14 protein-coding genes are annotated in these 20,069 nt (G+C 70.0%); 6 read left to right on the forward strand and 8 right to left on the reverse strand.

The features are described from left to right. Positions 1–18 precede the first annotated feature (18 nt). A complete protein-coding gene (locus tag IT371_21050; protein MCC6750168.1) occupies positions 19–1,290 on the reverse strand; it encodes a lamin tail domain-containing protein in 1,272 nt (423 codons plus the stop codon). 224 nt (positions 1,291–1,514) lie between these two features. On the opposite strand from IT371_21050, the gene IT371_21055 reads away from it, so the two are divergent. The 6 genes from IT371_21055 to IT371_21080 all read left to right on the forward strand — a co-directional run bounded on the left by IT371_21055 (position 1,515) and on the right by IT371_21080 (position 10,972). Continuing rightward, positions 1,515–3,230 (forward strand): hypothetical protein, encoded by a 1,716-nt coding sequence (locus IT371_21055; GenBank protein ID MCC6750169.1) that lies wholly within the window; start codon positions 1,515–1,517, stop codon positions 3,228–3,230. A 151-nt stretch (positions 3,231–3,381) separates the two neighbouring features. Then, entirely contained in the window at positions 3,382–4,305 is a 924-nt protein-coding gene (locus tag IT371_21060) for a CAP domain-containing protein (protein MCC6750170.1), read from the forward strand. Positions 4,306–4,714: 409 nt separating this feature from the next. Then, complete coding sequence (locus tag IT371_21065; GenBank protein MCC6750171.1) at positions 4,715–8,098, forward strand: molybdopterin-dependent oxidoreductase; 3,384 nt, start codon at positions 4,715–4,717, stop codon at positions 8,096–8,098. Positions 8,099–8,144: 46 nt separating this feature from the next. Further along, entirely contained in the window at positions 8,145–9,272 is a 1,128-nt protein-coding gene (locus IT371_21070; GenBank protein MCC6750172.1) for a dehydrogenase, read from the forward strand. A gap of 51 nt (positions 9,273–9,323) precedes the next feature. Further along, positions 9,324–10,259 carry a hypothetical protein gene (locus IT371_21075; GenBank protein ID MCC6750173.1) on the forward strand — a complete coding sequence of 312 codons (936 nt, stop codon included), beginning with the start codon at positions 9,324–9,326 and terminating at the stop codon, positions 10,257–10,259. Then, on the forward strand, positions 10,256–10,972 hold the full coding sequence (locus IT371_21080; protein ID MCC6750174.1) for a molecular chaperone TorD family protein: 717 nt from the start codon (positions 10,256–10,258) through the stop codon (positions 10,970–10,972). The genes IT371_21075 and IT371_21080 overlap by 4 nt, the downstream gene beginning before the upstream one ends. Here the strand turns inward: IT371_21080 and IT371_21085 are convergent. From IT371_21085 to IT371_21115, 7 genes are all read right to left on the reverse strand, one after another. Next, positions 10,966–12,123, reverse strand: a complete 1,158-nt coding sequence (locus tag IT371_21085; protein ID MCC6750175.1) for a hypothetical protein — start codon at positions 12,121–12,123, stop codon at positions 10,966–10,968. The two genes, IT371_21080 and IT371_21085, sit on opposite strands and share 7 nt — an antisense overlap. Before the next feature lie 32 nt (positions 12,124–12,155). Continuing rightward, positions 12,156–13,040 carry a polysaccharide lyase family 7 protein gene (locus IT371_21090; GenBank protein MCC6750176.1) on the reverse strand — a complete coding sequence of 295 codons (885 nt, stop codon included), beginning with the start codon at positions 13,038–13,040 and terminating at the stop codon, positions 12,156–12,158. Between the two features lie 207 nt (positions 13,041–13,247). Beyond that, entirely contained in the window at positions 13,248–16,598 is a 3,351-nt protein-coding gene (locus tag IT371_21095; GenBank protein MCC6750177.1) for a hypothetical protein, read from the reverse strand. 15 nt (positions 16,599–16,613) lie between these two features. Then, complete coding sequence (locus tag IT371_21100; GenBank protein MCC6750178.1) at positions 16,614–18,272, reverse strand: hypothetical protein; 1,659 nt, start codon at positions 18,270–18,272, stop codon at positions 16,614–16,616. A gap of 58 nt (positions 18,273–18,330) precedes the next feature. After that, on the reverse strand, positions 18,331–18,822 hold the full coding sequence (gene bcp / locus IT371_21105) for a thioredoxin-dependent thiol peroxidase (protein MCC6750179.1): 492 nt from the start codon (positions 18,820–18,822) through the stop codon (positions 18,331–18,333). 86 nt (positions 18,823–18,908) lie between these two features. Continuing rightward, positions 18,909–19,478, reverse strand: a complete 570-nt coding sequence (locus IT371_21110) for a Uma2 family endonuclease (GenBank protein ID MCC6750180.1) — start codon at positions 19,476–19,478, stop codon at positions 18,909–18,911. Positions 19,479–19,566: 88 nt separating this feature from the next. Then, positions 19,567–20,031, reverse strand: a complete 465-nt coding sequence (locus IT371_21115) for a hypothetical protein (protein MCC6750181.1) — start codon at positions 20,029–20,031, stop codon at positions 19,567–19,569. Positions 20,032–20,069: the final 38 nt, after the last annotated feature.

Genomic DNA, 20,069 nt, shown 5'->3' on the forward strand with positions numbered 1-20,069 from the left:
GCTCTTCCTCGTCGGGTCTTACGGCGGGCAGAAGGAGGGGAGGGCCGGGCCTCCGGGGGTGCGCTCCCGGGCGGTGCTCGGGTTGCGCTTCCAGGTGCCGCCCGACCCCGCGAGGGGCTCGCTCGTCTCGTCGTGCCCGGTGATGCCGTTGCCGTTGCTCTTCCCCTCGCCCGCCTCCAGGTAGTTGCAGCGAATCAGCGAGCCCCCCTCTTGCGGGGGCTGCAGGAAGCTCTGCGCGGTCGTCGCCGTGTCGTTCAGGTAGCAGCTCGTCTGGGTGCCGACGTCCGGGCCGTCCACGCAGACGAAGGTGTTCTTCGAGACCGCGGCGGCGGTGTTCCCTTTCCAGATCACGTAGTCCACGTCGGACACGAGGTCGCCGGTGCCGGTCCAGCGAAAGAGCACGATCAGCTCGCCCTCGTTGGTCAGGCCGGCCGAGCCGCCGAGGCCGTTGGTGGCGGCGGGCACCATGTCCTTGATCGCGGCGTCGCTCGGCCGAACCTCGTAGTCCGGCGCCTTGCCGTAGTGGGTCTGGAAGGCCTTGCCGTCGAGGGCCACGACCACGTACGAGCCGGCCGCGACGCTCATGCCGTCGGGAAAACGCACGGCGAAATCGGTCGAGCCCGCCGCGAGCGAGCCGGTCACCACCTTGTAGTAGTCCTCGCGGTCCGAGAGGTGGTAGCGGTCGAGGGCCACCGCGGAGCCCGTCGGATTGTAGAGCTCGACGAACTCGGCGCCGCTCGGCCCCACGGCGACCTCGGTGAGGAGGAGGTGACCGCCGGGGAGCTTGCACGCCGTGTCGCAGCCGTCGGTGGCCACGACGTTCCCGTCGTCGCAGGATTCGCTCCCCTCCTTCAGGCCGTTGCCGCAGCAGTTGGCGATCGGCTGATGCGAGCAGACGATGTTGCAGGTGGCCACAGCCCCTTGCGTACTGTCGGTGGTGCACTTGTTCCGGTCGTCGCATCCCGGTGGGCAGGCCCCCTCGTCTCCGCTGGGGATGGCCTTGTCGCAGGTCTCGCTCGGGTCCAGCTTGCCGTTGCCGCAGGGGCCGGCGTCGGGCTTGGGCGCGCTGTCGGGCCTCGGTGCGCTGTCGGGCCTCGAGCCCGCGTCGGGGGAGGGGGCGAGCGTGTCGGGGGCGGTTCCCTGATCCGGGGGCGCGGCGTCGCCGCCTCCGTCCGGAGAGCCGAGGTCGTAGGTTCCGAAGTCGAGGCCCGTTCGGGGGACCGTCCCCTTCGAACATCCGCCGGACAGCACGAGACCCAGGAGGAGCACTCCACGAGCGGCGACGCGCATGGGGCCACTATACCACAGCGATCGGAGCTCCCGCGAAATGGCCCGCCGTCGAGGCGGCGTGTTACAACGCTCGTTCGATGGGTCTTCGTTCACGCCTCGCATCGTGGGGCGCCCCGGCGCGACGCGCGCCGCCACTCCTTCCGGTGCTCGTTCTCTGCGGCGCTATCGCGCCCGTGGCCTCGGCAGAAGCCTCCCGACGCTGCCCGAGCCGTGCCGGAACGGCAGTGCTGGTCTCGCCCCGTCACCCGAGGGCGGGTGCGCCGCTGCGCGTGCTCGTGGTCAGCGAGCGGCCCTTCCCGAAGGCGCGGCTGGTCCTGGAGCCCGCTGCGGGGGCCGAACGCCCGCGCGTGCTCGAGCGAGGCGGACCTCCGTACCTCTGGCTCGCGGAGCTGGACCGGCCGACGGCGGGACGCTATCGCGCTGCGCTCGTCGACGAGCGCGGAGAGACGGTCGCCTGTTCGGCCGTGCAAGTGAGCGCCGCTCGCGACCGGGGGCCGAAAGCGATCCCCTTCTGGCCGATCGAACGCGCCTGGAATCGCGCCGCCGAGAACCTCTACAGCGCGTGGATCGAGAAGCTCTTCGACGCTCCGCTCGGGGCGCAGGTGAGCTTCAAGCCGCTGCACCAGGTGCTGCGCGACCCGGCGCGAAACCTCCTCCACGACCACTTCGGCGCGGGAGAGGACGGGACCGATCCGAAGGTCGCGGTAGTGGCGCAGCCGGACTGCGCGGATATGCCGTACTTCCTGCGCGCCTACTTCGCCTGGAAGCTCCGCTTGCCCTTCGGCTACCGGCACTGCGATCGGGGAAGCGCCACGCGGGCCACGAGGTGCGGCCCGCTGCGCACCCAGCTCGACGCGCCGCCGGAGACGGCGACCTTGCCGCCGGGCGCGGCGTTCTCGCGCTTCCTGCGGACCCGCGTGAGCTTCGTCCAGTCCGGCTCGGGGCGCACGGCCCCCGAGGACGACGAGAGCGACCTCTACCCGGTGAAGCTCTCGCGGGCGGTGCTCCGGCCGGGGACGGTCTACGTGGACCCGTACGGGCACCTGCTCGTGGTCGCGCGGTGGGTCTCGCAGGAGGGGGAGCGGAGCGGGCTGATGTACGCCGTGGATGGGCATCCGGACCTCTCCGTCGGACGCAAGCGCTTCTGGCGCGGGGCCTTCATGTTCAACCCGGACATCCGGAGCGGGGCCGGCGGCTTCAAGGCCTTCCGGCCGCTCGTGCTGCGGGACGGGCGCCCGGTGGCGCTCGGCAACGCGGAGCTCGGCAAGAGCAGCGACTTCCCCGCCCCGTCGAGCGAGCAGTACCAGCTCGGGCTGCAGGGCTTCTACGACCGGATGGATCGCGTGATCAATCCCCGCCCGCTCGGTCCCCGGCAGGCCATGCAGGAGCGGCTCACCGCGCTCTACGAGCTCTTGCTCGAGCGCGTGGACTCGGTGGCGGCCGGCGAGGAGCACGCGAAGAAGTCGGCCTTCCGCACCATCGCCATGCCGAACGGACCCAAGATCTTCGAGACCAAGGGCGCGTGGGAGGACTTCTCCACCCCGGCGCGCGACCTGCGGCTGCTCATCGCCATCGAGGACGTGCTCCAGTTCCCGGCGCGTGTGGTGAAGCAGCCCAAGCGGTTCGCGCTCGCCGCGGGGCAGGCTCCAGCGGAGGCCCGCAAGGAGATGGAGGCGCTGCTCGACCGCTTCACGCGGGACAAGACGATCCAGTATGTGCGGAGCGACGGCGTCCTCCAGACGGTTTCCATGGCGGAGGTCCTGGCCCGGCGCAAAGGCCTCGAGATGGCCTACAACCCGAACGACTGCGTCGAGCTCCGGTGGGGGGGCGCTCCGGCGGAGATGGCGACGTGCAAGCGCCGGGCCCCCGAGGAGCAGCGGCAGCGCATGCAGGCCTACCGGGTCTGGTTCGCCACCCGGACCCGTCCTCCGCTGCGGTAGCAGATTCCCCGGACCCGTCCTCCGCTGCGGTAGGGCCCTCGGCGGATTCCCGCTGATTGCCGCGCGACCTGGAGGCAGCGCGCTCCACTACGACGTTGGGCGTCGCCGCGCGGAGCTCCCGCCCGGCAGAGCGCCGCCGTGGAGAGCGGAGATGGTTCGGCAGGTCTGGTGGAGCTCGGCGCGCGGAGCACGGATCGAGTTGCTGGGGCTCCTCGTGGTCGCGGCGACCCTTGGTATCCCCGGGTGCGCCGGGGACGCGCGTCCGAGAGCGCGCCCCGAGCCACCGCCTCCCGATTGGGGGTTCTCGCGGTTCGTGGACGGCTCATCCGGCACGGACGGCGCGTGGCGGGGCGACGGCGGCGCGAGGAGCGACGGCGCGGCGCGCGGCGATCTCGGCACCGAGCTTCCCCCGCTCCTCGGTGACGGTGGCGGCGCGGCCGGAGGCGTCCTCTGCAAGCCGTGCGAGGGGGCGGAGCACTGCGGGGGGCCGCCGAACTACTGCCTGACGAACGCGACCACCCAGGAGTCGATCTGCGGGCAGGACTGCGCGAGCGCGAAGTGCCCGACCGGCTACACCTGCGCGAGCTTCACCATCCCGGAGGGGGGCGGGCAGGCGCGGCAGTGCCTGCCGGATCGCGGAACGTGCAAGCCGGCCCCCAAGATCCCCCCCCTCGCCCCCGGGACCTGCGGCTCCACCGAGGAGACGGCTGCCCTGGCGATGGCCAACCAGCTCCGCGCGCAGAATGGCGCCGGGCCGCTCGCCTGCGACGCGGTGGCGCAGTACGCGGCGCGCGAATTCAGCAAGTACATGTGCGAGGCGGGCTTCTTTGCGCACGTCGGCCCCGACGGACTGCGGCCTGCCCAGCGCGTGGCCTACGCCGGGGGCGCCTTCAAGAAGATCGGCGAGATCTGCGCCAAGGGGGCTCTCAGTCCGAAGGAGGCGTTCGACGCGTGGCTGAAGAGCCCCGGTCACAAGGCCACCCTCCTCGAGCGGTCCTTCACGCACGCCGGTCCCGGCATCTACGCGTGCGCGAAGAGCGGTAAGCTCTGGACGATCGACTTCCTGCAGAAGTAGTTCCCCCCCTCGCGAGAGCGGCCGCCTGCCTCAGGCTGTCCAGGGCGGTGCGGTGTAGCCGTCGCGTGCGAAGCTGTATAGCGCGCTACACGGCCAGCTTGACCCTTCCCACGCCCCGACGCCGCTAACCTCCGTTTCTTCCTGACCCGCGGGTGCGTCGACTGGGTTGGCGTGACCCTTGCTCTCTGGCTGGCTCAGAGGCGAGAGGGCCGACGCGGCCCTGCGCCCCGCGACCCGAAAAGGAGGACCGCTCGTGTCCGACGACCCGCGCCAGAGCTCCGCGCCCGAGCCAGTATCCACTGCCCCCGCTACCCAGAAGCCGGCGCCCGGGTCAGGTCCTTCGCGACGACGGTTCCTGTCCCTCGTCGCGGCGGGTGGGGCCGGCGCGGCCCTCATCTGGCGCGAGGCCATGTCCGGCAGCGGCGCGCTGAAGGCCGTTTCGGTGGACAACCCGCTCGCAAGCTATCCGGATCGAGGCTGGGAGAAGGTCTACCGCGACCTCTACCGCTCCGACTCGAGCTACGTTTTCCTGTGCGCGCCGAACGACACGCACAACTGCCTCCTCCGGGCGCACGTCAAGAACGGCGTGGTGACGCGCATCGCCCCGAGCTACGGCTACCAGCACGCGACCGACCTGGACGGCAAGAAGGCCGGGCAGAGGTGGGACCCGCGCTGCTGCCAGAAGGGCCTCGCCCTCGTGCGCCGCTTCTACGGCGACCGCCGCTGCAAGCGTCCGATGGTGCGCAAGGGGTTCCTCGACTGGGTGCGGGCGGGTTTCCCGCGGGACCCGAAGACGGGCGCCGTGGACGCGAAGTACCTCAAGCGAGGGGCCGACCCCTTCGTGCCGGTGAGCTTCGAGGAGGCCTGCGAGCTAGCGGGCAAGGCGATGATCGATATCGCCAAGACCTACAGCGGGACCGAGGGGCAGAAGAAGCTCGCGGCGCAGGGCTACGACCCGGCGATGGTGGAGGCCACGGCCGGGGCGGGGACCCAGGTACTCAAGTTCCGCGGCGGAATGCCCGCGCTCGGCGCGACGCGGCTCTTCGCCATGTATCGTCTGGCCAACTCCCTCGCGCTCCTCGACGACAAGCTGCGCGGCACCGGGCCGGAGAAGGCGCTCGGGGCGCGCGGCTGGGACAACTACAGCTGGCACACGGACCTGCCGCCGGGGCACCCGATGGTCACCGGACAGCAGACGGTGGAGTGGGACCTCTGCAACATCGAGCACGCCGGCCTGGCGGTGATCTGGGGGATGAACTGGATCACCACCAAGATGCCCGACTCGCACTGGCTCACCGAGGCGCGGCTCAAGGGCACCAAGATCGTGGTCATCGCGGCCGAGTACAGCTCCACCACGAACAAGGCCGACGAGGCGATCGTGGTGCGCCCGGGCACGACCCCCGCCCTCGCCCTCGGGTTGGCGCAGGTACTCGTGAGCGAGAAGCTCTACGACGCCGACTACGTGCGGGCCAACACCGACCTGCCCTTCCTCGTGCGCCTGGACACGGGGGAGCTCCTGCACGCGCATCAGGTCTTCAAGGGCTACAAGAACGCCAAGCTCAAGCACCACGTCACGGTGCTCAAGGCGGGGCAGAAGGACCCGCCACCCTACGCGCAGGCCTCGCCGATCATCACCGAGGCGGCGCGCGAGGCCTGGGGGGATTTCGTGGTCTGGGACGAGGGGGGGAAGCGTCCCGTGGCGGTGAACCGCGACCAGATCGCGAAGGCCGCCGCGCCGACGAAGCGGGCGCTCCTCGACGGGGAGGTCGAGGTCACGCTGGTCGACGGCAAGAAGGTGAAGTGTCGGACGGTCTTCTCGGCCATGCGCGAGCTGCTCGATGCCAGCTACACGCCGGCCGACGTGGAGAAGCTCACCTGGGCTCCCGCCGAGGCGGTGCGCTCGCTGGCGCGGGAGATTGCACGCAACAAGGACCGAACCCTCTTCGCCCTGGGGATGGGGCCGAACCAATTCTTCAACAGCGACCTGAAGGACCGCGCGGTGCTATTCGTGGCCGCGCTGACCCGGAACATCGGCAAGATCGGCGGCAACGTGGGCTCGTACGCGGGGAACTACCGCGCGGCGCACTTCAGCGGCCTCGGGCAGTACTTCGCCGAGGACCCCTTCGCCCCGGAGCTGGACCCCGCGAAGCCGGCGAAGGTCAAGCCGCCCTACTTCCGCGGCGAGAGCGTGCACTACTTCAACCACGGCGACACCGTGCTGCGCATGGGCAAGGAGCTGCTGACCGGCAAGACGCACCTGCCGACGCCCACCAAGTCGATCCTGGTGGCGAACTCCAACTCGCTCATCGGCAACGCGAAGGGCCACTACGAAAACGTCGTGAACGTCTTTCCGCGCGTCGAGCTCATCGCCGTGAACGAGTGGTGGTGGACCGGTAGCTGCGAGTACGCGGACATCGTCTTCGCCGTGGATAGCTGGGCGGAGATGAAGTACCCGGATATGACGATCAGCGTGACGAATCCTTTCCTGTACGTCTTTCCGCCCACGCCGCTGCCGCGGATCTTCGAGACGCGCTCGGACGTGGACGTGGCGGCAGGGATCGGCAAGGCCATCGGCAAGCTCACCGGCGACGAGCGGCACGTGCCGTACTGGAAGTTCGTCGAGGAGGGGAAGATGCGGCCGTACCTGCAGCGCATCCTCGACTTCTCGGCCAACACCCGCGGCTACCGCATCGAAGAGGTGGAGGCGAAGGCCGCCAAGGGGACGCCGTCGATCCTCATGTCGCGCACCTACCCGAAGATCGGCGTCTTCGAGCAGGGCACCGAGGGCAAGCCGTACTACACCAAGAGCGGGCGCCTCGAGTTCTACCGCGATGAGCCGGAGTTCATAGCGAGCGGCGAGAACCTGATCCTGCACCGCGAACCGATTGACGCCACCTTCTACGAGCCGAACGTGATCGTGGCCAAGCCGCACCCGCTCCTCCGGCCGAAGGGCCCCGAGGCCTACGGGGTGCCGCTGACCGACGTCGACGCCGACACGCGGCAAGCGCGGCACGTGGTGCGCACCGTGGAGCAGGTCCTGGCGTCAGAGCATCCGCTCCGCAAAGAGGGCTACAAGTACATCTTCCACACGCCCAAATACCGCCACGGGACGCACACGACGCCGGTGGATACGGACATCGTGGCGATCTGGTTCGGGCCCTTCGGGGACATGCACCGCAGTGACAAGCGCATGCCGTTCGTCACCGAGATGTACATGGACATCCACCCGGCGGACGCGAAGGAGCTCGGCATCGAGGACGGCGACTACGTCTGGATCGACGCCGACCCGCACGATCGGCCCTTCAAGGGCTGGCAAAAGAAGCCCGAGTGGTACGCGGTGGCGCGGCTGATGGCGCGCGCCCGTTACTACCCGGGGACACCCCGCAGCGTGACCCGCATGTGGCACAACTGCTACGGCTCGACGATCGGTTCGGTGAGGGGCGCGAAGACCAACGCGACCGGGATGGCCAAGTCCCCCGAGACCGGCTACCAGTCGCTCTTCCGGCAGGGGAGCCACCAGAGCTGTACGCGCGGCTGGCTCAAGCCCACCTGGATGACCGACAGCCTGGTGGTGAAGACCCTCTTCGGCCAGAAGGTGGTGCAGGGCTTCGTCCCCGACGTCCATTGTCCGACGGGGGCGCCGCGCGAGTCGCTGGTCAAGATCACCAAGGCCGAGTCGGGTGGCATGAACGGCGAGAAACTCTGGGCCGCGGCGAAGATGGGCCTGCGACCGACCTACGAATCGGACGCGCTCAAGCGCTACCTGAGCGGCGCGTTCGTCAAGAAGAGCTGACCCCGACGGCCCCCCAGACCCGCGACGAGAGAGAAGCGAGGAAGCGATGCCCAAGCGCACGAACTGGCAGATCGGCCGCGAGATGGAGTACCCGTACGAGGGCGCCCCGCCGGCCAAGCAGGTGGCCTACATCTTCGACACGAACAAGTGCATCGAGTGTCAGACCTGCACCATCGCTTGCAAGACCACCTGGACGAGCGGCAAGGGGCAGGAGCACATCTTCTGGAACAACGTGGAGACCAAGCCGTACGGCGGCTATCCACAGGGCTGGGACCTGAGGCTCCTCGAGAAGCTCGAACCCGCGAGCTGGGAGGGGGGCGCGCTGAAGAGCAAGACGATCTTCGAGGGGAATAACCCGCTCGACCCGCCGAACGGGCACCTGCCGACGGCTCCGGACTACGCGGCGCCGAACCTGGGCGAGGACGACGCCTCGGGGAACGTGGAGAAGGGGATGCACTTCAAAGGAGTGCACCCGGTCTGGATGTTCTACCTCGCCCGCATCTGCAACCACTGCGACAGCCCGGCGTGTCTCGCGGCCTGCCCGCGCAAGGCGATCTACAAGCGGCCCGAGGACGGCATCGTGCTCATCGACCAGGCGCGCTGCCGCGGCTACCAGGAGTGCGCGCGCGCCTGCCCCTACAAGAAGACCTTCTACAACCTCGTCTCGCGGGCCAGCGAGAAGTGCATCGGCTGCTTTCCGCGCGTCGAGCAAGGTGAGGTCGCGCGCTGCGTGGAGACCTGCATCGGCAAGATCCGCCTGCACGGCTTCCGCACGCCGCAGGGGGCGCCGAGGGAGGACAACCCGCTCGACTACCTGATCCACGTGCGCAAGGTGGCGTTGCCGCTCTACCCGCAGTTCGGTACCGGGCCCAACGTCTTCTACATCCCGCCCTTGCACGTGCCGAACGGTTTTCTCGAGCAGCTCTTCGGGCCCAAGGCCGAGGAGGCGAAGGAGGTCTACCGGGCGGCGAAGGAGGACAAGAAGCTCCTCGGGGCGCTGATGCTCTTCGGCGCGTCGGATCGCATCATCACGCGCTTCGAGGCCAAGGAGAAAGAGGTGGTGGGCTGGGACGTGGGTGGCAAGGAGGTCGCGCGCGTTCCCTACACCGAGCCGACCTGGATCCGAGCGGCCTACGACAGGAAGCACCAGGCCTACCGCACCAACACGCCGTGAGGAGAGCGGTCCATGCAGCGTCGGGTGGGGCTCGCACAAGGAGATAGGCACGTGAGACAGCGCGAATCGATGCTCGCCGTGGCGGCGCTCCTGGCGCTCGCCGCGGGGTGCGGCAAGAAGGACCCGGGAACGACGCCCGAGGGGAAGGCGGGGAGCTGGCCCCCCGCGGTGACGGCCGACGAGGTGGCGGTGACCAAGGCCGACCAGCTCCAGTTCAAGCAGATCTCGACGGTACCGGCGGACAATCCCTACGCGAAGGAGTGGAAGGAGGCCCCGTACGTCGAGGTGCCGCTGCAGCCGCAGCAGATGACGGTGCCGCGCCTGCCGGCCGCGTCGGTGGAGAAGGCCAAGGTGCAGGCGCTCACCGACGGCAAGAGCGTCTCGATCCGCGTGGCCTGGCCCGACGCCGTCCCCGAGGGGAACGTGGACGCGGGCCGCTTCGTGGACGCGGTGGCGGTGGAGTTGCCGATCAGCGAAGGGACGCCGCAGTTCATGGGGGCCAAGGGCAAGCCCGTGCAGATCTTGCACTGGAAGGCCCTCTGGCAGAAGGACGTGGACGTGCACTTCCAGGACGTGCAGGACGTGCACCCGAACTACTGGAGCGACCTGTACTGGTTCGCCGAGGGGAAGTTCCCCTTCCCCGTGCCGGCGTCGTTCAAGAACCCGGCCAGCCTGCAGTGGTTCGTGGCGCACCAGGCGGGAAATCCGATGGCGGTCTTCTCGCGCAAGTCGCCCGTCGAGGAGCTGACGGCGGAGGGCTGGGGCTCGCTCACGCATCAGCCGCGCTCTGCGACGACGGCCAAGGGGGCCTGGACCAAGGGCACCTGGGCGGTGGTCTTCACGCGAGCGCTCAAGACCGACGACCCGGCGGACCACCAGTTCGGGCAGAAGGGGGAGCTGGCCATCGCAGTGTGGAACGGCGGCGGCGGCAACGTGGGGGCGCGCAAGCACTGGTCGAACTGGGTGCCCTTCGAGGTGAAGCCATGACGCGGGCGAAGGCTCAGGCCTGTCTCGTGCAAGCGGACCTCGTGCGCCTCGGGGCGGATCTGCTCGGGCTGCCGAGCGAGCGGCTCGCGGTGACCACGACCGACGCGGAGGCGACCATCGCGGAGCTCGTGGGGCGCTTCGGCGCGCGGCGGGGATCGGTGCTCGAAGGGGCGGGCGCGATGCTCGTGGAGGCGGTCCGGTGCACGCCGCTCGAGGCGTGGGAGGCAGAGTACGGGCGCCTCTTCGACCGCGACCAGCATTGCCCGCGGACGGAAGGGGCCTACGTCCGGCGCGACCGCGGGGCGATCCTTGGCGACATCGCCGGCTTCTACCGGGCCTTCGGACTGGCGATCGATGAGGCGCAAGGACCGCGGACCCCCGATGACCTGGTCTGCGAGCTCGAGTTCGTCGCCGCGCTGCTCGTGCTCGTGGCCCACGCGGAGCTCTCCGACGATGCGGAACGTGCGGCGATCGCGTCCGACGGGCTCCGGTCGTTCGCCGCCGAGCACCTCGGGGACTGGCTTCCGGCCTTCTGCGTGCGCCTCGCCGCGGTGACGGAGCTCGAGCTCTATCGCGCGCTCGCGGTCTTTCTCGAGGCGCTCTGGGAGGGGGTGCGCGAGTTCCACGGGCTGGAGGTGCTCGCGGGTCCGCCTGCGGAGCCGGAGATCCTCGACGAACACCCGATGGGGGAGTGCCCGGTGACGTTTCAGTAGGGCCAGGTCACGTAGACGCTTGTGTTCGAGACCTCGCGCCGGAAGCGCGCGACGGCGGCGGCCGATTGCTCGAGGCGGGCGTCGGGCCAGCCCAGGTCGCGGCACCACTGCGTCGGACGCCAGTCGGCGGAGATGTAGACAAAGGCCTTGATCCCCTCCTGGCGAATCAGCGCGAAGTACGGATCGAAGAAGTTCGGCACGATGTTCGGGTCCAGGGTGCCGTAGGGCCCGTCGCACGCGCCGGCCCCCGCGTTGGGCCAGACCGGCGAGGCCTCGGGGATGATCACCGGTCGCTCGTGCGCGCGCGCGAAGGCGGTGAGCGTCGGGAAGGCGGACATCGAGCCGGGCCCGGAGTTCGGGTTGTCGAAGATCGAGCCGCCGATCCAGTCCACCACGTCGTCGCCGGGGTAGTAGGCGTCGTAGGCGCCGGGGTTGGCCTGGGCCCAGGCGTGCCAGACGCGGACCACGTTCGGGATGCGCTGGCTGGCGCTACCCATCGCGCCGAGCTGGACCTGCTCGAAGAGGCGCCGGTAGAGGGCGCGGGCGGTCTGGGGGGCGTCGCAGCGCGGGACCTGTGCGGCGCAGTAGTCGCGGATGATCTGGCCGTAGCCGCCGGGGGGCATGATCTCGTAGAAGGGCCGCACGAAGACCGGCCGCCCGTGAGCCTTGAGCGCGCGCCCGAGGTTCTGCAGCTCGGCGTCGAGAGCGCCCGAGAGGAGCTGCGCGAGGTCGCACCCGATGCCCCAGACGGGGACGTGGCTTCGCCCCTCGAGCGCGTCGATGGCGGCGAGCTCTTGCACGAGCCAGTTGAAGCTCGCGACGGTGCAGCCGCCGTAGCCCGAGACGAGGACCGGGTGCACCCCCACGGCGTCGACCGCGGGCTTGGTCTCGTCGGCGTAGCGGCCGAGGACCTGCCCCATGCCGTAGTAGGTCTGGCCGTCCGGCGGCTCGAAGCGCGCGGTAGCGGCGCTCGCGTTGCGCATCGCGACCGGCAGGTGGACGGAGTAGCAGAGGGGTTTTTCCGGGGGGCAGCTCGCGGCGGCGCGCGTCGGTAGCCCCTCCTCCGGGGCCTCGGTCGAGGCGCAGGAGGCGCCGAGGAGAACGAGGGCGATCGCGAGAGGGGCTCGGGTGACGCGGCGCGAACGGAACATCTAGGTACTCCTTCAGACAGACGGAACGCGGCTCACTCGGTGTGCGAGACCTGGAGCGCGAAGAGCTTGGTTTCACCGTAGGCGTCGGGGCTCTCGCCGCCCGCGACGTTCGACTGCGGGTAACAGCCGGCCTTGAAGTAGCAGCCGGAGGCGACGAACGGTCGGTCGAGGGCCGGGGTCGGAGCGTCGTCGTAGAAGAGGCGCAGGCGGCCTTCGTAAACCTCGAGGCGCACCGCGAACGGCGTGGCCAGCTGGTAGTGCGCGTCGAGGACGACGTCGTCGGCTCCCCAGAGATCGACGAAGAGGCGCTCGCCTTCGAGGCGGATGGCGAGGAGGTCGCGGTCGGCGTCGTGGATCTGTCCGGCCACGACGGCGGGGGTCGCATTCGGGAGGTGCGTGATGGCCTGTCGGAGGACGAGAGTGTGCCGGCCGGAGGTGCTCGACCACGCGGCACGCCCGAGCCCGTCGGGGGTCATCTCCCGGAGCTCGCTTCGTGGATAGACAGAGCCGCGGGTCGTGACGCCTCCGACGGGGGCGCGAAAGCGTACCGCGTGGCCCCCCGCATCGAGCTCGAAGTAGGGTGAAAGCGAGAAAGCGCGGAGCTCGGGCTGCTTCACCTCGCGCGGAGCCTCGGGTTCCCCCACCGGTAGGGTGAGCTTCCACGCGCGCAGGTCGAGGAGGTCCCCGGGGACGCGCGGTGCGGCCGGGTGACCGACGAAGGGGAGGAGCACCCGGCGGCAGAGTGGAACCTCGGGCGGACAGGACTGCGCGGTCCGGGAGTCGACGGACCCCTCGGCGTCAGGCTCCTCTACACACCCCGCGAAACCTGCCGCAGCGGCCAGAGGCAGCGCGGCAGGCAGGAGAAGCGCGATGGAGCGAGAGAGGCGCATGACGGACCCGGCGAAGTGGTTAGTCACCGGGGATGCCACGATGCAACGCGAGGACCAGCGCCCGAGAAAGGCTAATCCCTGAGAAATCCAACGCTCGTAGGACAGGTCGCCGCGGGGGCTAGCGGAGGGTCGTCCGAAGGGCGGAGGGTTGGCGGGCGCGACCGAGGACAGAGGTGAGCACTCGCGTCGCGGCGCGGGCGGTGCGGACCGGCCGGGCTTCCGAGGGGGCGGGACTCAGTTACCGCCGGCGCCGCCACCCGGCTTCTTCTCGCACTTGCCGGTTTCGGGGTTCGTGCCGTAGCCGTAGATCTCGGCGATCTTCTTCAGCTCGTCCAGCTCGGAGAGCCAGCCGTTCAGCTCCTCGAGGGTCATGACCGGCCCGAGGCCCACGGACCCGAGGTCGTAGTTCGAGCCGGCGGCGAAGATGCCCCCCTTGGCCCAGTCGGTCATCACGTTCTCGATGAAGGCCTTGATCGCGTTCGCCACGCAGCAGGCCAGCTTTCCGTCGTCGGGAATGCCGGCCAGCGCGTCCGAGGCGGTGGCGAAGAGGCAGCGGTCGATGTCGGCGATGAGCTGCACCCCGGCCGAGCCGTAGATCGTGCCGTCCAGGCGCACCTCGCCGAGGGCCTGGCCGGTGGCCTCGTCCACGCGCCACCAGGCGATGAACTTCTCGTCGAGGAAGGGCTGCGGGCCGTTCGTGACCACGAGGTCGTGGCCGTGCGCTTTCAGCTCGTAGGCGGCGGTGCGCACGCTGTACGGGAAGTCGGTGTCCTTGATGGGGGCGGCGCCCCAGAGGCCCCACTTGTCGGCTCCGAGCTGCCGCAGCATCGCGCCGGCGTTCACGACCGTCTTGCTCTTGTGGTAGGTGCCCGTGACCAGACGCTCGCCTTCGGTCACCAGGGCGCCGAGAGCGAGCTGGCCAGCCTGCCGCGCGGCGGCGTCCTCCTCCTTTTCGGTGTGCACGAGCAGCGGGCTCTCGAGCACGTCGAAGACGGTCGTCGGTGCGACGTCGAGCCCGCCGTTCACGGCGGTGAAGGTGCGGCGCTGCACCACGGCGAGGAGCCAGGGCCACTCGCTGGTGACCCAGGTCTTCGCCGGAAGCTGGCCGGCCACCTCGCGCGCGACGAGCGCCTGCACGGCGTAGGGCTCCGACGGAGGCAACACCGGCGGGAGGCCCTCCTTCGGGCGCGGCAGCCCGAGGCGGTCGGCGAGCGCGGCCTCCGAGCGCGGACGCTCCGCGAGCAGCGTGGCGAGGAAGGTATCGAAGACCGCGGCACCGACGGGCAGTCCGTGCAGAAGCGGCAGATCCACGCGCAGAGGCATCATCCGCCTCGCCGCGGCGTCGCTGTAGACGGGGCCGCTCCGCTCCATCCCCTCGGTGCTCATGGCGTAGTTGTAGCGGTCGATGAGCATGCGGCTCACCGTTCGCCGGGGACTGCCGCGGTAGCGCACCTCCAGCTCGAGCTCGACGCGCGCCAGGTTGGCCTTGCCTTCGTCGGGGACGGCCGAGGCCTCGGGGCAGTCCGCGCCGTCTCCTGCGCCGATGTGGAAGGGCTTGGTGACGACCTTCTTCGACCCGACGGAGAGGACGGCGCGCAGGCAACCGGTGGCGGCCGGGGCGGGCAGCCCCGCGGGTACCTCCTGGGTCGCCGCATCCACGAGCGCGATGGTGAGGGTCTTGCCCTCCTGGTCGATGGGGGCGAACGAGAGCTCGCCTACCGGGACCTCCGGGAGCAGCCCTTGGGCCTGCTGCAGATAGCGCACCTTGATCGTGGCGTGGAGCTCCACCGCATCGCGTGCCACGTCGGTCTTGCCGCCGCTGCAGTTATGACCCTCGGCGGGAGAGTTCGCGCTCAGCGTGGGATCCAGCTTCTTGCCGTCCACGTCGACGAAATAATAGTAGTCGAGGACGTCGAGCAGGCGCTTCTGCGCCCCCTTGAAGGTCTTCGCGGCGTCCAGGTTCGCGAGCGGCGCGAGGAGCGCGGCGTCCTCCTGGGTGGCCTTTCTGAGCCCCCCGAGGAGGGTCTTCTCGAGCTCGGCGGAGTGTTTGCGCAGCGTCTCCACGAAGCCCGGCACCTTCTGACCCGCCTTGGCCAGCGCCTCGTCGAGGCGCTTCTTCACGGCGGAGAGATCCGGCGCCTCGGGAAGCTTGGCGGCCTCGGCGACGAGGGGCGCGCGCTCCTCCGGTTGCACGAAGCAGTTCTTGATCTCGGAGGCGATGCCCTTCGACTTGAGGCAGGCCTGGAGCAGCAGGGCCTTGTCCGCGCCGCTGCAGCGCCGGGTGGCGAGGCAGGTCGCGGGACCGCGCTGGAAGCCCTCGTAGGGTTCGAGGGAGATCGAGCGGGCGAGCTTGAGACAGCCCTCGGTTGCATCTCCGCTGATCGCGGCAAAGACCTTCTCCGGGTCGAGCAGCGGGGCGAGGAGCTCCTTGCGCGTCTGCTCGTACTCCGCGTAGAGGATCTTGCCGCGCTCGAGCACGTCGTCGCGGGCCTTGGTCGGTTCGACGAGCTTGCCGGCGCCGGCCAGGCCACCGTCCGTCCCGGGCGTGATGGTGTAGGTCGTCTCCTCGGTCGAACAGGTGGCGAAGGCCGCCACGCCGAGCAGCGCTCCCAGGCCGAGGAGCCACGGGGCGAGTCGTCCTCGACGTCGGCGGAGCAGGATCGCGCCGAGTCCGAAGAGGAGGAACGCGACCGTCGCGCCCCCGCGACCACGCGCCGACGCGCCCGTCTCGCAGCCGCAGCCGCTCGTGGTGGTGACCGTCTCGGTGGGGGGCGTGCCCTTGCCGGCCACGACTCCCGGCTTGAGGCCGAGCGCCGCCGCCGCGACCTTGGAGGCCAGACACGCCTCGGGAGCGAAGCGCCCCTCGATCCCTTTCACCGCGTCTACCAGCTGCGCCACCTGGTCCGGTCCGAAGAGGCGCGGCGCGCCGCCACCCTGGCCGATGCGCGCGATGGCCTGCGCGGCCTCCGCCTGCGGATTGAACGCGAAGACGAGGGTGCGAATGTCCTCCTTGTCACCCGCCGCGGCGAGCGCGGCGAGCCCGGACTTGAGCTCTCCGCCCCCGGCGCAGGTGTCCTCGCCGTCGGTGATCACGATGACCTGCGTGTTCACGCAGTGGCGCAGCGGGTCGGCCAAGCGCTTGACCCGTACGTATTCGAACACGAGTCGAAGCGAACGATAGAGCGGCGAGTCTCCGAGCGGGACTACCTCGGGGTTGTCCTGCGAATCGACCCCGTCGAGCCAGCGCAGGGCCTGCTCGGCGCCCGTCGTGCCGAGCGAGGCGAGCAGGTTCCCGCCGGTCTGGCACTGCCTCGAGTCCTCGGCGCGGACGTTGATCTTGCCCTCTCCGCTCTCGACGATCCCTTCTTTCTGGGCGAAGCGCACCAGCCCGAAGCGGTGTCGGTCCGAGGCGGCCTTGATGAGGTCCGAGGCGACCCGCTTGGCCACGGCGAGGCGCGTCTCGCTGCCGTGAGGCTTGGCCATGCTGGCCGAGCTGTCGAACAGGATGATCAGGTCGGCCGGGACGGCGTGTGCGGAGGTCGTCGCGGCGAGAAGCAGCAAGAGTGAGATCGTGGGCGTTCGCATGGGCGGGGCCTCTCCCTAGCGCTCGAAGCGGAGTTGGATGTTCTCGACGTACGACGGCGCCGCGGTGCGGTCGCTGCTCTCGAGCGTGACCTCTACCTCGATCCTCTCGCCCGTGGCCGAGAGCGCGGCGGTCAGGCCGGTGAGCGTGGCATCCTGCCAGGTCGCCTGCTTCGGGTCCCCGTCGGAGGCGCGGTAGCGCAGGGTGACCTTCGTGGTGGGCGCGAGCTCGCCCTTCAGGGTGGCGCTCTTCCACTTGGCCCCCTTGACGCCCGTGCCGTAGGTGGCCGTGAAGATGCCCCGCAGCTTCTTGAAGATGCGGAAGGCCGAGCCGGCCATGTCGCTGTAGGTGTAGGGGCCGTCTCCCACCTTCACCGTGGTGATCAGCGTTCCGTCGGGCTTGAGCTTGGTGGCCGAGTTGCCGCTCTCGTCCACGGTCCAGATGTTACCGTCGTGGTCGGCGGCCACGCCCACCGGCCCGTTGCCCACCTTGAACTTCTGCACCGCCCCGTCCTTGGGGTCCACCCGCAGGGCCATGTCCAGGCTCGAGTCGGCGGCCCAGATGTAGCCCGCGTCGTCCACCGCCACGCCGCGCGTCGAAGACCCGACCTTGTAGCTCGGGCCGTGCGCGCCGGTGTTCGCGTCCACGCGGAAGATCTCGGTCCCGAACGTGCCGAACCAGATACCTCCCTTGCCGTCGGCGGCGATGCCGTAGGGGGAGGCGTAGTCGAGCTTCTTCGAGTCGAGCTGGATGTCTGCCTTGAGCGTCACGGGGTCCACCCGGATGACGTGGAACTCGCCATCGCGTGAGGCCACCCAGAGGTAGCCGTTCTCGTCCATCGCGATCCCGTAGGGCTTCGAGCCCTCGGGGAGCTTGACGCGGGTCTTGACGAGACCCGTCGCGCCGTCGAGGAGGACGACCTCCTGCGTGCCGTAGGAGCCGATCCAGACGTCTCCGCGCGCGTCCACCGCCACGCCACGCAGCGTGTTGCCCACCCTCGGGATGTCGAGCAGGATGCACTCGCGGGTGGGGGTCGGGGGCTTGGTCTTGGGGATGCACGCACCGGAGATCTTGATCACGTTGTCCCAGTCGCCCTCGGGCGTGCCGACGAGGTTGTCGCGCATCGCCACCCACGCGTCCCCGTTGCCGTCCACGGCCGTACGGGAGGGGTTGTTTCCGGTGCGGATGCGGGCCACCTCCACGGCGTCGGCGATGCGGATCTTGGAGACCGTGTCTTCGGCGGAGTTCGAGACGTAGATGTACGGGTTTCGTTTCGGCAGCGAGGGGAGCGCGATGCCGCGGTCGTTCCCCACGATCAGGTTGCGGACGATCCCTTCCACCCAGGCGCCGCCCGTGACCTGGGCCTCGATGCAGCTACCCGGCGCCGGGCAGGCGTTGCAGCGCAGCGCGTAGCCCTCGTCGATCTTGCCGTTGCAGTCGTTGTCCAGCCCGTCGCAGATCTCGGGGCCCGAGGCGGTGCAGTTCGGCACGGCGGCGGCGTCCGCGCGGGGGCCGGTGGCGCCGTCGGGCAGGGGTCCCGTGCCCGGGCCGGCGCCCACGTCCAGGGTCGTGGTCTTGGTGGTGGTGGTCTTGCCGCAGCCCGCGAGCGCGAGGGCCGCGCAGAGCACGATGGGGGCTCGGTGGACGCGCAACGACAGCGGGGTCGCCCGTTTCATGAAACTCTCCTCGGTGGCGATGACGGGCGGGAGTATCCCACACCGAGGGGGGCCGGGTCTACGCGGTGGCGTCGGCCTGCAGCTCGGCGAGCTTCTCCTTGACCTTCTCGGCGTGACCCGCGGCCTTCACGGTGGCGTAGTGGTGGGCCACCGTCCCGTCGGGGGCGATGATCACCGTCGAACGGATGACCCCGCGGGAGACCTTGCCGTAGAGCTTCTTCTCGCCCCACGCGCCGTACTTCTCCATGACGGCGTGGTCGGGGTCCGAGAGGAGGCGAATCGCAAGCTTGTACTTCTCGCGGAACTTCCGGTGCCTTTCGGGGGCGTCGGGGCTGCAGCCGAGGACCACGGCGCCGATCTTCTCGAAGCCCTTGAGCTCGGAGGTGAACTCGCAGGCCTCGGTGGTGCAGCCGGGGGTGTCGTCCTTCGGGTAGAAGTAGAGCACGACCCACTTGCCGGTGAGCTCGGCGAGCGAGATCGAGGTGTCGTCCTGGTCGGCGAGCTTGAAGGCCGGGGCCTTCTTCCCCACCGCGAGCTTGCTTTCGGGCATGGTCGTTTCCTCCTCGTGGACGGGGCGGGAGATAGCACGGGTGTGGGCGGGTGCCCACCTGGGAGCGATGGGGCGGGACGACCGAGCTAGCGGCCCCAGAGGCCGGCGAGCTCGAGCTCGATCGCGTCGAAGGGCTCCGCGCGAACGGTGACGTCCCCCTGGTTCGTGGCCACGAGCAGCCAGCCGGCCGCCTCGCGCCGGTAGACCTCGAGCGTCTCGGGCTTCGGGTTCACGAACCAGAGATGGCCCACCCCCTCGCGGGCGTAGATCCGCATCTTGCCCGTGCGGTCGATCCCCTCGGTGCTCGGGGAGATCACCTCGCAGACCCAGTCGGGAGCGAGGGTGAAGGCGGCGACGTCAGGGACCTCGGGCAGGCGCTCGCGTCGCCAGCCGGCCAGGTCGGGAACGAGCACGTCGGCTAGAAAGTGCAGCTCGGGCTCGTCGAGGAGGATCCACCCCCCTGGTCCGCCGCGCCCCCGGTGGAACGGCGTGCCGAGGTCGGAGCCCAAAACGGAGCTCGCCTGCGCGTGCCGCGCGGCGGGGCGGGGGGAGACCACGAGCTCGCCGTCGATGATCTCCCCCACGACGTGCTCGGGCAGCGCTTCGAGGTCGGCGTAGGTCGCGGGCTTCTTCGGGGGCAAGGGGGCGGAGCGCATGATTCAAGCATGCGCCCCCGCGCGTGGTGGACGCAAGCCGCGCGCCGCACGGCATGCCCCGGGACGGGCGGCGCGCCGACGACCGGCGTCAGCGCGGCGGTTTGACTTCCACCACTTCGCGGCCGTTCGTGACCACCACGTGCACCGTGCACGCGCGGTGTGCGGCTTCCGCCGCCGTGAGAGAGATGAGCTCCCCCTCCCGCTCGGCGAGGCAGTAGCGCAGCTCGCGGTTCACGCCGTAGGAGTCGACGCTGCGCTTCACGCTTTGGGGCTGTCCCCAGGCGTAGGCGATGGCCAGCTCGGGAAGGCCAGGCGTCACGCGCTGGGCGACCACGTCGCGTCGTACGGTGTCCGCGAAGGTGAGATAGAGGCGATAGGGGCTCGTGCGCTTGCGCAGCTCGGGCGAGCCCTGGGCGAAGCGTTCGGCGGCGCGGCGGTCGACGATCGTATGGTAGACGCGCCGCTCGACGTCGGAGAAGGGCGCGCCGGGGCCGGCCGCGCAGCCCGGGGCGAGCAGGGTGAGGAGGAGTCCGAGGGGTACGTTGCGCATCATGGCCACAGCTTTACAGGGCCCGGCCGCTCTGTCAGCAT

Source organism: Deltaproteobacteria bacterium (assembly GCA_020848905.1).
Taxonomy (GTDB): Bacteria; Myxococcota_A; Polyangia.